The following is an 11,278-nucleotide window of genomic DNA, read 5'->3' on the forward strand; positions in this document are numbered from 1 at the left end:
GCGGAAGGAGCGGATCATGGCAACCCTCGACGGCAAGAAGATCCTCGTCATCACGACGAACTACGGCGTGGAGCAGGACGAGATCGTCGTCCCCACCGAGCAGCTGCGTGAGCGCGGTGCCTCGGTGACCGTGGCGGCGAAGGAGACCGGCACGATCCAGACCCTGGTCGGCGACAAGGACCCGGGGCAGACGCTCGAGCCGGACACCACCATCGCGGGTGTCGACGCGAAGGACTTCGACGCCCTCGTGATCCCCGGCGGCACGATCAACGCCGACACGCTGCGCCAGGAGTCCCGCGCGGCGACGCTCGTGCAGGCCTTCGCCGAGGCGAGCAAGCCGGTCGCGGCGATCTGCCACGGCCCGTGGACCCTCGTCGAGGCGGGCGTGCTGTCCGGCAAGACCGTCACCTCGTTCCCGTCGCTGCAGACCGACCTGCGCAACGCCGGAGCCGAGTGGGTCGACCAGGAGGTCCAGGTCGACGGCGGCTTCATCACGTCCCGCACCCCGGACGACCTGCCGGCGTTCGTCGACGCGATCGAGAGCGCCCTCACCGCCTGAGCACTGTGCCGCAGGGCGGTCGCCCCGCCCGGCGGTGGCGTCAGCCGAGCGCCACGGGGCGGGCCGTGCGGAGCACCGCCGGACCGAGGGTGAGCACACCGTCGGACTCCGGGTCGCACCGCACGCCGCCCCGGCCGCGCATCGCCCGGAACGCCCCGGGTGCCACCTCGTGGTCCATCCAGGCGCAGGGGTTTGCCGCGCGGTAGCCACGGAACCGGACGGCACGACCGAGGGCGCCGCCGCCGTCACCACCGGGAAGCACGCTCTCCAGCGAGAACGGCTCGCCCCGCAGTGCCTCGACGTCGGCGCCCCGCAGGAACACGTTCCGTCGGGTCGCAGCGGGGTCGACCGTGGCACCGATCGCGTGACCGACGGCTTCGAGCCCCTCCAGGCCGATCACCGTGACCGAGGCGTGCACGTGCGCCCGGGCCGCGAAGTACCGGTCGCCGACGACGCCCAGCCCGGCCCGCAGTTCGATCCGGTCGCGTGACTCGTCCGGATCGTCCGCGCCCACCGGCAGCGCGCCGTCGGCCGGGCGTCCCTCGTACCGGTGCCGCGGCGAGACGAGCAGCAGCGCGACCTCGACCTCGGTCCGGAACGGCAGGTCGTCGAGACCGGCCACGTCGTCTGCGGAAGTCACCCGGCCAACGCTAACCGGGCCTCCCGGCCGTGCGCTGCTCCGTCCGATTCCCGCCAGTCGACGTCGGCGGCGCATGTCAGGCTGAGCCCATGACCACCCCGGACACCGACGCGCAGCCTGACGCGCTGCACGCCGAGCGGCACCGCGCCGTCGCCTCCCGCGACGCGCGCTTCGACGGCCAGTTCGTCACCGCCGTGCACTCCACCGGCATCTACTGCCGGCCCAGCTGCCCGGCCCGCACGCCGAGGGTCTCCGGCGTCACCTTCTACCGCACGAGCGCCGCAGCGCACCTGGCCGGCTTCCGCGCCTGCAAGCGCTGCCTGCCCGAGGCGACCCCCGGCAGCCCCGAATGGGACCTGCGCGAGGACGTCGCCGGCCGGGCGATGCGACTCGTCCTCGACGGTGTCGTCGAGCGCGACGGCGTCCCCGGGCTCGCCGCGCGCGTGGGCTACTCGGAGCGGCAGCTCAACCGCATCATGACGGCCGAGCTGGGCGCCGGGCCGAAGGCGCTCAGCCGGGCGCACCGGGCGCAGACCGCGCGGACCCTGCTCACCTCGTCCGACCTGCCCGTCGCCGACGTCGCGTTCGCCGCGGGGTTCGCCAGCGTCCGACAGTTCAACGACACCGTGCGCGAGGTCTTCGCCGTCACCCCGACGGAGCTCCGCGCACGGCGGTCCGGGCGAGGCGACGGTGCCACGGACGGCGGCGACGGCGCACTGCACGTCCACCTGCCGGCCCGGGCGCCGTTCGACGCGCAGGGCCTGCTCGACTGGCACGCGCTGCACGCCCTGCCGGGCACGGAGCAGGTGGACACCGACCCCACGGGCCGGGTCACGTCGTACGGGCGGCTGGTCGACCTGCCTGGAGGCCCGGGCTGGTTCAGCGCGTCGGCAGCCGTCCCCGACGTGGCCGGGCGGGGCACCGGGATCGACCTGCGCGTGCGGGTCACCGACCTCTCCGACCTACCCGCGCTCGTGGCGCGGGTGCGGGCGCTGTTCGACCTCGACGCCGACCCGGTCGCCGTCGACGCCGTCCTCGGAGCCGTGCCCGAGCTCGCCGGACCCGTCGGACGGGTGCCCGGCCTCCGGCTCCCCGGCGCGGTGGACGCGCACGAGATCGTGTTCCGCACCCTGATCGGACAGCAGGTCTCGGTGGCCGCAGCGCGCACGGCGCAGACCCGGCTCGTGGCCGCACTCGGCGCGACGGTGCCGGACGCCATCCGGCCCGGCGGGCTGCTGTTCCCGTCCGCGGTCGCGATCGCCGAACGCGGGCACGAGGTGCTGCGCGGCCCCGCCGCCCGCGTCGACACGATCCTGCGGGTGGCTGCGGCGCTCGCCGACGGGTCCCTGGTGGTGGACGGTGGGCAGTCCCTCGGTGACCTGCGCGACGGACTCCTCGCGGTGAAGGGCATCGGGCCGTGGACCGCCGACTACGTCGCGCTGCGGGTCCGGCACCACCCCGACATCTTCCTCCACAGCGACCTCGCCGTGCGGAACGGTGCACAGGAACTCGGGCTGCCCGGAACGGCACGCGAGCTCTCCCTATGGTCGGAGCAGGTGGCCCCCTGGCGGAGCTACCTCACGATGCACTGCTGGCGACCGATCATCGACCGCGCGATGACCGCGACCGCCCGCGCCCGTGCAGCCCGTGCCCCCGAGGACCCCCGGAAGGACGACCGATGACCGACGCAACCATCCAGACCCTGGACACCCCCGACGGGGCGTTCACCGTGCTCGAAGACGCCGAGGGCAGGGTCCTCGCGTCCGGGTGGACCGACTCCGTCGAGCGGATCCTCGCCCGTCTGGCCGACCGCCACCGCCCCGACCGGGTGCTCGACGGCGTGGTCGCCTCGGCCGACGCGGTCGACGCCTTCTACTCGGGCGAGGTCGAGCACGCCATGCAGGTGCCCGTGCGCCAGTTCGGCACCGAGCTCTTCACCGAGGGGTGGCGCCAGCTCCGCCGGATCCCCGCCGGCGGCACCCTGACCTACACCGGGTTCGCGGCTGCGATGGGCCGGCCCGACGCCGTGCGGGCGGCGGCGAGCGTGTGCGCCCGGAACGCCCCGGCGCTCTTCGTCCCGTGCCACCGCGTGCTGCGCTCGGACGGCACGCTCGGGGGCTTCGCGTGGGGGCTCGACGTCAAGCGGTCCCTGCTCGAACGGGAGTCGGTCGGCACCACGGCACTCGTTTGACTTGTACAAAACGCTCTAGAATGTACAGGTGAGCGAAGTGTCGATCTCCGAAGCCCGTGGCCGCCTGGCGTCGATCATCGACGACGCCCGGCACGAACCCGTCTACCTGACCCGGCGCAACAAGCGCGTCGCAGCCGTCGTCGACGCGGCCGTCCTCGACCGGTTGCTCGAGGCGGCGGAGGACCTGGACGACCTGAAGGCGGTGGAAGAGGCCCGACTCGAGAACGAGCGCATCGGCGGCGAGAACGTCAAGTGGGAGGACCTCAGGCGCGAACTCGGTCTGGGATGACCTACGACATCGAGTTCGAGCCGAGTGCGGGGCGTGCCATCCGCAAACTGCCGCCACATGCCCGACGACTCGTCGAAGGGGTTCTCGCGATCCTGGCTGACGAGCCACGTCCACCCGCGGCTCGTCGACTCGTCAACAGCCCGGAATGGCGTGTCCGGGTCGGTGACTACCGCGTGATCTACCTGATCGACGATGGGCGGCTCGTGGTCGTCGTCGTGCGCGCCGGGCACCGGCGCGAGGTCTACCGGGGTCGTTGAGGCGTCAGGCGATCGCGCCGCGCAGGCTGTCCACGTGCAGCTCGACGAGCGCCAGGACCCGCTCGGGCGCACGTGCCGCCGGATCCCACGTGTGCTCGACCGCCAGCCCGTCGATCAGCGCGTGCAGCCGGTCGACCTCGTCGGTCAGGTCGCGACCGTCGCCGAAGCCGCCGTCCTCACGCAGGATCTCCAGCGCCCGGGTGCACACCCGGCTGACCCCGTCGTTCAGGCGTCGGGCACTCGTGGCCAGGTGGTCGTCGGTGCGCGTGAGCACGCCGAGCTGCACCTGCGCCAGGATCTCGGTCGTGCGCTCGGCGTCGAGCGGCAGCACCTGGGCGAGGACGTCCAGTGCGAGCGCACGACCCGTCGAACGCAGGGCGGCGAGCCGAACGGTGACCCGTTCCTCGATGATCGTCAGGCAGTGCTCGCGCAGGGCGTGCTGTGTCGGGAACACGCGGCGGAGTGACGCCGGGGCGATGCCGGCCTCGTCCGCGACGTTCCGCACGGACAGCGCGCTGAGGCCGTCCCGCTCCAGGATCCGCAGGCAGGCCGCAGCCACCAGGGATCCCCGTTCCTCGAGGTCGACACGGCGGGGCACCGGGTCAGCCTACGGCCGGCTCGAAGCTCCGGCCGGGTCCGCGGCTGCGGTGGTGACTCGGCGCGGCCAGATCGTGTAACCGATCGCCCACAGCAGTTCGACGCCCAGGACGACCCCGAGCAGTGCGACCGTGCCCTGCAGCTCGTCCGTGCGCTCCGGGTCGCCGACGACGAGGACGAGCGCACCGACGATCCCGCCGGCGATCAGCACGGCGAGCCCGGTCCGCAGCACGTCGCCCCAGCACCGGGCCGTGTAGCGCCGTCCACTCAGACGCTCCGGCGCGGGACCCCCGGCGAACCGGTGCGTGAACCGGACGTCCGCCCACGCGATCATCCGATGCCCGTACGCGACCGAGAAGCCGATGTAGATCGCCGCGAGTCCGTGGTGCCACGACGCGGTTCCGCCACCGAGCAGGTCGACCGTGACGACCGCGAGCAGCACGAGGTCGATCACGGGTGCCGCGACGAGCATCGCCGCACCCGTGCGTGGCCGTCGCAGCAGGTACCGGGTGGTCAGGCCGCCGAGGATCGCGACCCAGAAGGCGATCTCGCAGGCGACGATGGCGATGAGTGTCATGGTTCCCCGTTGCGGTACCGGTGTTCGTTTGAGTACAGGTGTACTCAAACAGCATGGCACGGCGACCACACGGTGTCGAGCGACCGGGTTCTGCCCCTGGAAGCGGGGGGAGACACGGACTCCCGCGCCTGCGACACTCGGAGGACCGGTAATCCGCACGGTCCCCTCCGAGGCCCGACGCATCGCCGTCGACAGCTCGCAAAGGACCCCATGCTCCCTCCAGTCGACCGAACGGTCGTCTCCTCCGACGGCACCACCATCGCCGTCTCCGAGGCAGGGGACGGGCCGGCGGTCGTCGTCGTGGGCGGTGCCTTCGACCACCGCGGGACCCCGTACCTCGACCGCGTGGTCGCCGAGCTCGGCTCGACGCACCGCGTGGTGACCTACGACCGCCGTGGCCGTGGTGCCAGCGGTGACTCCGCGACGTGGGCCATCGAGCGCGAGGTCGACGACCTGCGCGCCGTCGTCGAGAGCATCGGCGCACCGACCACCGCCGTCGGCATCTGCGTCGGCGCCGGTGTCGTCCTGCACGGGCTCGCCACCGGACTGCCGGTCGACGGCGCCGTCCTGTGGGAACCGCCGTACCGTGCCTCGGTCGACCCGCACGCCGACGACGTCGTGTTCGCCGACCTGCTCGACGAGCACGTCGGTGCCGGCCGCCGAGCCCAGGCCGTCCGCGGGTTCCTGACCCAGGTGCTCGGGGTCCCGATGGGCCAGGTCACAGCCCTGCGGCTCAAGGGGTCGCTCTGGCGCTCCCTGGTCGTCGACGCCCACGTGCTGAGCCGCGAGGTCCGAGTGCTGAACGGCCTCGCCGTGCCCGAGCGGGTCGCCGCCGCGGTCGGTGTGCCGGTGCTCGTCGGCGCCGGTGGCGACGGACTCGAGTGGATGCGACGTGCGGCCCGCGCCGTCGTCGACGCCGTCCCGGGCTCGGAGTACGCCGAGGTGCCCGGGCAGGGACACGTCCCCGCCCCGGCGGCCCTCGGAGCCCTGATCGACCGCGTCCGGAGTCGGATCGTCTCGCCCAGCAGCTGACTGCGAGAGGATGGGCGGGTGAACGCACCCCGCCTCGGTCTCCTGCTCGACGTCGACGGGCCCATCGCCAGCCCGGTCTCCCGCACCATCGCGATCCCGAGCATCGTCGCGGACCTCGTCGCGCTCGCCGCCGAGGGCATCCCGATCGTCTTCAACACCGGCCGCAGCGATGCGTTCATCCGCTCCGAGGTCGTCGGCCCCCTGCTCGCCGGGGGCCTCGCCGAGGGTGGCCGCGTCCACGCCGTCTGCGAGAAGGGTGCAGTGTGGTGCTCGATCGGTCCGCAGTACGACGGCGGCATGGGCGAACTGACCGTCGCCGAGGACCTCGCGCTGCCGCGGGACTACGCCGACGAGATGCGCGAGCTGGTCCGCGACGAGTACGCCGACCTGGTGTTCTTCGACGAGACGAAGCGCGCCATGGTGTCGATCGAGCAGCGCGTCGAGGTGCCGAACGCCACCTACCTGGCCCGCCAGCCGGAGTTCGACGCGAAGGCCATGGCCGCGCTCGAGCGTCGCGGGCTCGGTGTCCGCCGCCTCGACGACGTCCGACCCGACGCCGACGGTGCCGTGCAGTGGCGCATCGACCCGACGATCATCTCGACCGACGTCGAGTCCGACCGCAGCGGCAAGGACCTGGGGGCCGAGCGCTCGCTCGAGCTCCTCGGGCAGGACGGCGAGCTCCCGGTCACATGGCGCACCGTGGGGGACTCCCGCAGCGACTACGCCATGGCGGACTGGCTGCACGCCCACGGCCACGAGGTCGCGCACGTCGACGTCCGTCCCGCCGACGGGGTGCCGGCCACGCCGTACCCGGTGCTCACCGCGCCCGACGGCGTGATCCACGACGAGGCCGGAGCCCGGTTCCTCGCGGACTGGCGCGCGGGCCGCTGACGCGACCGCGGCCCTGGACGCACCCATCGGCCGGCCGAGCGGTGCGTGGCGGACCGCCGCCGCGCCTCCCGGCCGTCGCCGGACCGGACCACCGTCCGGGCGGACGCTTTGCGTGACACAGTGGTACACCAGTACCCTTCCGAGGTCCGCCGCCAGCCGATGACGGGATCCACCCCATGGCAACGAAGCTCCGCATCAAGTCGATCGAGGCCTCCCTGGCCGACTCCGAGGAGCAGGGCAGGTCCCTGAAACGCTCCCTGAAGACGTTCGACATCGCCGCGATGGGGATCGCGGTCGCCGTCGGCGCCGGCATCTTCTCGGTCGGCGCGAACGCCGCCGCGAACTTCGCCGGGCCCGGCGTCATCATCTCCTTCCTGCTCGCCGCCGTCACCTGCGGCCTGGCGATCATGTGCTACGCCGAGTTCGCGTCGACGATCCCCGTCGCCGGCTCCGCGTACACGTTCACCTACGCCACGATGGGTGAGCTGCTCGCCTGGATCGTGGGCTGGGACCTCATCCTCGAGACCCTCACGGCCAGCGCCGTGATCGCGAAGTACTGGGGCATCTACCTCAGCACCGCGTTCGACGTCTTCGGCATCACCCTGCCGAGCACGATCCAGCTCGGGCCGATCCCCTTCACCTGGGGGCCGGTGCTCATCGTCGGGATCTTCACGGTGCTCCTCGCCTTCGGCACCCGCCTGTCGTCGCGGGTGTCGGCGGTCATCACCGTCATCAAGGTCGCGATCGTCGTGTTCGTCATCGTCGCCGGTGCGTTCTTCGTCAAGGCCGCCAACTTCACGCCGTTCATCCCGCCGGCCGAGCCTGCCAAGGGTGCCGAGGGCAGCGTCTGGACCCAGTCGCTCGTGTCCTGGTTCACCGGTGCCGAGCCCGCCCAGTACGGCGTCTTCGGCCTGCTCGCCGCGGCGTCCCTGGTGTTCTTCGCCTTCATCGGGTTCGACGTCGTCGCCACCAGTGCCGAGGAGACCGAGAACCCGCAGAAGACCCTGCCGCGCGGCATCTTCATCGGGCTCGGCATCGTGACCCTGCTCTACGTCGGCGTCAGCATCGTCATCACCGGCATGGTCTCGTACCAGCGCCTGGCGGAGGAGAAGGCGCCGTCGTTGGCCTCGGCGTTCGACATCGTCGGGCTGCCGTGGGCCGCCGGCATCATCGCCATCGGCTCCCTGATCGGTCTGACCACCGTCGTCATGGTGCTGCTGCTCGGCCTGTCCCGCATCGTCTTCTCGATGAGCCGCGACGGCCTGCTGCCCCGCTGGTTCTCGAAGACCAACCCGAAGACGCAGACGCCGGTGCGCGTGCAGGTCGTCGCCGGTGTCGTCGTGGCGCTGCTGGCAGGGTTCACGGCGGTCGACAAGCTCGAGGGCATGATCAACATCGGCACGCTGTCCGCGTTCGTCCTGGTGTCGATCGGCATCGTCGTGCTGCGTCGTTCGCGCCCCGACGCCCCGCGGGCCTTCCGCGTGCCGTGGTCGCCGGTGCTCCCGATCATCTCGGCGGTGCTGTGCTTCTGGCTGATGCTGAACCTCGAGGTCGAGACCTGGCTCCGGTTCGTCGTCTGGCTGGCCATCGGCTTCGTCATCTACTTCGGCTACAGCCGTCGGCACAGCCGCGTCGGCCAGCGCATGCAGTAGGGCGATCCGCCTCGCCGGAACCAGGTTCCGGACACAGCACCATGCGGTCGCGTGGTGCTGTGTCCGTTTCGCGGTGCGCCATGCGCGCCGCCGCCGCTACGCGCCGACGAGCAGCAGCACACCGAACGCGAGCATCACGACAGCGACCAGCCCGTCGAACACCCGCCAGGTCAGCGGCTTCTCGAACAGCGGCCGCAGCAGGCGTCCGCCGAACCCGAGCGCACCGAACCACAGGCAGCTCGCTGCGACGGCACCGATCGTCCAGAGCCACCGGTCGTCCGCACCCTGCTGGTTGGCCACCGACCCGAGGAACACCAGCGTGTCCAGGTAGACGTGCGGGTTCGCCCACGTGAAGACGAGCATGGTCAGCACCGCCGTCCGCATGGTCACCACCTGGCCGGGAGGCGCGGTGCGCGTCCGCCGCGCCGCCACCGTCGTGCCGGTGGTCGCGTCCACCCCCGCGCCCGCGCCCACCACGCCGTCGTCGGCAGCCTCGTCGGCCACGCGCATCGCGTCCCCCGAGGGCCGCAGCGCACGCCGCGCTGCGAGCACTCCGTACGTGAGCAGGAACGCGGCACCGATGAACCGGATCACCAGGAGCGCCACGGGGAACCGCTCGACCACGGCGCCGACCCCGAGCACCCCGGCGACGATGAGCAGCGCATCCGAGACCGCGCACACCACGACCGCCGCGGCCACCACCCGGAGTCCTGCGCTGACCGCGAGCCGGAGCAGGTACGTGTTCTGCACACCGATCGCGACGATCAGTGCGAGGCCGGTGCCGAGGCCGGAGAGCAGGGGCAGGAGCGAGGTCACGATCTGACGCTAGGGCCGGGTGCCGGTGTAGTACAGCTCACGTTCCTGCAGCGCCGTAAGCTCAGCTGCATGACCCGGTTCCAGCGCGAGCACCTCGAGACGCTGCTCGCCGCCGTCGACCACGGCACGCTCGACGCGGCGGCCCGTGCGCTGGCGATCACCCCGTCGGCGGTCTCGCAGCGGATCAAGTCGATGGAGCAGCAGGTCGGCCGGGTCCTGCTCCAGCGCACCACCCCGGTGCGCCCGACCGCGGACGGCGCAGTGGTGCTCCGGCACGCACGGCAGGTCCGGCTGCTCGACGAGGAGACCTCCCGAGCGCTCGGCGGTGGATCGTCGGTGGTGCCGTCGATCCCGCTGGCCGTGAACGCCGACTCGCTCGGCACCTGGTTCCTCGACGCCCTCGCCCTCGTCCGGGCCGACACCGAGGTGGTCTTCGACCTGCACCGCGAGGACCAGGACCGCACCGCCGAACTGCTCCGCGCCGGCACGGTGATGGGTGCCGTGACGGCCGAGGCGGATCCGGTGCAGGGCTGCTCGTCGGTGCCGCTCGGCATCGACCGGTACCGGGCGGTGGCGTCCCCGGCGTTCGTCGCCCGCTACCTCGGCGACACCGGCACCGAGCGGCGGATGCTCCGGCGGCTCGACGAGGTCCCGCTCGTCGACTACGACCGCGACGACGACCTGCAGCAGGGGTACCTGCGGCAGGTCCTCGGCCACGCTCCCGGTGGCCCGCGTCACTTCGTCCCGACCTCCGCCGACTTCGCCCGTGCGGTCACGCTCGGGTTCGGGTGGGGGCTGCTGCCCGAGGCACAGTGCCTCAAGGCGATCGACAGCGGCGTCCTGGTCGAGCTGGCCCCGGGTCGGCACGCCGACGTGGCGCTGTGGTGGCAGCGCTGGAACCTGGCGTCACCCCTGCTCGAACGGGTCACCGACGCCGTCCGTGCGACCGCGTCGTCGCGACTGCACCCCGCGCGTCAGCGTCAAGACTGACAGCGCGGACACCAGTACGTGTCGCGCAGGGTGAGCTCCGAGTCACCGAGTTCCCCGTGCCGGATCGGTGTCCCGCACCGCAGACACGGCTTGCCGGCACGGCCGTAGACCCAGAACCGTCGCCCGGGGCGGTCGACGCCGGTGGTCACACGGGCACTGCGGTCGCGGTTCGCCAGGATCAGTCGGCTCGCGAGCGTGATCGTCCGCGCCGGGTCCGGCACCTGCCCGACCGGACGCGTCGGCAGCACCCCGCGCAGGAAGCAGAGTTCGTTCCGGTACACGTTGCCGAGTCCGGCGAGCACCCGCTGGTCGAGCAGTGCCAGCCCGACCGGGCGTTCGGGGTCCTCGGTCAGGTTGGCGAGCGCGAGGTCGGCGTCCCAGTCGGGGCCGAGCAGGTCCGGCCCGAGGTGTCCGACGACCTCGGACTCCTGGTCGCGCGGCACGACCTCGAGCACTCCGAGGGCGAAGCCGACGGTGGAGACCCCCTCGGCGTCCAGGATCGCCCTGGCCTGGTGCGCGGGGCGTCGCCAGCGCTCACCGGGCGCGTAGACGTCCCACCGGCCCTCCATCTTCAGGTGCGAGTGCACGGTCAGGTCGCCGATGCGGTGCAGCAGGTGCTTGCCGCGGGGGACGACCTCGTCGACGGTGCGGCCGACCAGGTCGAGCGTCGCGAACGCGGGGACCCGGAAGTCACTCTTCGTCAGGACCTTGCCCGCCAGCGCGGTGTGCAGACGGCGGGCAGCCCGGTAGACGGTGTCGCCTTCAGGCACGGGTCACCTCCGGCACG

Annotated in this window: 14 protein-coding genes; 9 read left to right on the forward strand and 5 right to left on the reverse strand. The window is 72.4% G+C overall.

All coding sequences use genetic code 11. The features are described from left to right. The first annotated feature begins 16 nt into the window (after nucleotides 1-16). Nucleotides 17-559 (forward strand): type 1 glutamine amidotransferase domain-containing protein, encoded by a 543-nt coding sequence (locus DEJ09_RS03930; protein WP_071245566.1) that lies wholly within the window; start codon nucleotides 17-19, stop codon nucleotides 557-559. Nucleotides 560-599: 40 nt separating this feature from the next. On the opposite strand, the gene DEJ09_RS03935 is transcribed toward DEJ09_RS03930, so the two are convergent. Next, nucleotides 600-1,199 carry a molybdenum cofactor biosysynthesis protein gene (locus DEJ09_RS03935; protein ID WP_258373779.1) on the reverse strand — a complete coding sequence of 200 codons (600 nt, stop codon included), beginning with the start codon at nucleotides 1,197-1,199 and terminating at the stop codon, nucleotides 600-602. Between the two features lie 89 nt (nucleotides 1,200-1,288). Between DEJ09_RS03935 and DEJ09_RS03940 the strand changes: the two genes are divergently transcribed. From DEJ09_RS03940 to DEJ09_RS03955, 4 genes are read left to right on the forward strand one after another with little or no spacing between them, the layout of a single operon-like run. Next, entirely contained in the window at nucleotides 1,289-2,881 is a 1,593-nt protein-coding gene (locus DEJ09_RS03940) for an AlkA N-terminal domain-containing protein (protein WP_111087715.1), read from the forward strand. Then, nucleotides 2,878-3,390, forward strand: a complete 513-nt coding sequence (locus DEJ09_RS03945) for a methylated-DNA--[protein]-cysteine S-methyltransferase (RefSeq protein ID WP_111028941.1) — start codon at nucleotides 2,878-2,880, stop codon at nucleotides 3,388-3,390. The genes DEJ09_RS03940 and DEJ09_RS03945 overlap by 4 nt, the downstream gene beginning before the upstream one ends. Before the next feature lie 28 nt (nucleotides 3,391-3,418). Continuing rightward, nucleotides 3,419-3,679 (forward strand): type II toxin-antitoxin system prevent-host-death family antitoxin, encoded by a 261-nt coding sequence (locus DEJ09_RS03950; RefSeq protein WP_071250100.1) that lies wholly within the window; start codon nucleotides 3,419-3,421, stop codon nucleotides 3,677-3,679. Then, a complete protein-coding gene (locus DEJ09_RS03955) occupies nucleotides 3,676-3,936 on the forward strand; it encodes a type II toxin-antitoxin system RelE/ParE family toxin (RefSeq protein ID WP_071250103.1) in 261 nt (86 codons plus the stop codon). Before DEJ09_RS03950 ends, DEJ09_RS03955 begins: the two co-directional genes overlap by 4 nt. 4 nt (nucleotides 3,937-3,940) lie before the next feature. Here DEJ09_RS03955 and DEJ09_RS03960 read toward each other — a convergent pair whose 3' ends face one another. Further along, on the reverse strand, nucleotides 3,941-4,534 hold the full coding sequence (locus DEJ09_RS03960) for a TetR/AcrR family transcriptional regulator (protein WP_111087716.1): 594 nt from the start codon (nucleotides 4,532-4,534) through the stop codon (nucleotides 3,941-3,943). 9 nt (nucleotides 4,535-4,543) lie between these two features. Next, complete coding sequence (locus tag DEJ09_RS03965) at nucleotides 4,544-5,110, reverse strand: hypothetical protein (protein ID WP_111087717.1); 567 nt, start codon at nucleotides 5,108-5,110, stop codon at nucleotides 4,544-4,546. Between the two features lie 210 nt (nucleotides 5,111-5,320). On the opposite strand from DEJ09_RS03965, the gene DEJ09_RS03970 reads away from it, so the two are divergent. The 3 genes from DEJ09_RS03970 (at nucleotide 5,321) to DEJ09_RS03980 (ending at nucleotide 8,685) form a co-directional block, all read left to right on the forward strand. Then, nucleotides 5,321-6,142: an alpha/beta fold hydrolase gene (locus DEJ09_RS03970; protein WP_111087718.1), complete on the forward strand. Its 822-nt coding sequence runs from the start codon at nucleotides 5,321-5,323 to the stop codon at nucleotides 6,140-6,142. A gap of 18 nt (nucleotides 6,143-6,160) precedes the next feature. Then, nucleotides 6,161-7,033 (forward strand): hypothetical protein, encoded by an 873-nt coding sequence (locus DEJ09_RS03975; protein ID WP_110859458.1) that lies wholly within the window; start codon nucleotides 6,161-6,163, stop codon nucleotides 7,031-7,033. A gap of 176 nt (nucleotides 7,034-7,209) precedes the next feature. Beyond that, on the forward strand, nucleotides 7,210-8,685 hold the full coding sequence (locus tag DEJ09_RS03980; RefSeq protein WP_110859459.1) for an APC family permease: 1,476 nt from the start codon (nucleotides 7,210-7,212) through the stop codon (nucleotides 8,683-8,685). A 96-nt stretch (nucleotides 8,686-8,781) separates the two neighbouring features. Here the strand turns inward: DEJ09_RS03980 and DEJ09_RS03985 are convergent, their stop codons facing one another. Continuing rightward, a complete protein-coding gene (locus DEJ09_RS03985; RefSeq protein WP_220034910.1) occupies nucleotides 8,782-9,501 on the reverse strand; it encodes a LysE/ArgO family amino acid transporter in 720 nt (239 codons plus the stop codon). Nucleotides 9,502-9,570: 69 nt separating this feature from the next. Between DEJ09_RS03985 and DEJ09_RS03990 the strand changes: the two genes are divergently transcribed. Then, nucleotides 9,571-10,491 carry a LysR family transcriptional regulator ArgP gene (locus tag DEJ09_RS03990; protein WP_111087720.1) on the forward strand — a complete coding sequence of 307 codons (921 nt, stop codon included), beginning with the start codon at nucleotides 9,571-9,573 and terminating at the stop codon, nucleotides 10,489-10,491. Here the strand turns inward: DEJ09_RS03990 and DEJ09_RS03995 are convergent. After that, nucleotides 10,482-11,261 (reverse strand): Fpg/Nei family DNA glycosylase, encoded by a 780-nt coding sequence (locus tag DEJ09_RS03995; protein ID WP_111087721.1) that lies wholly within the window; start codon nucleotides 11,259-11,261, stop codon nucleotides 10,482-10,484. The two genes, DEJ09_RS03990 and DEJ09_RS03995, sit on opposite strands and share 10 nt — an antisense overlap. Nucleotides 11,262-11,278: the final 17 nt, after the last annotated feature.

It is taken from the genome of Curtobacterium sp. MCLR17_055 (assembly GCF_003234305.1).
Taxonomy (GTDB): domain Bacteria; phylum Actinomycetota; class Actinomycetes; order Actinomycetales; family Microbacteriaceae; genus Curtobacterium; species Curtobacterium flaccumfaciens.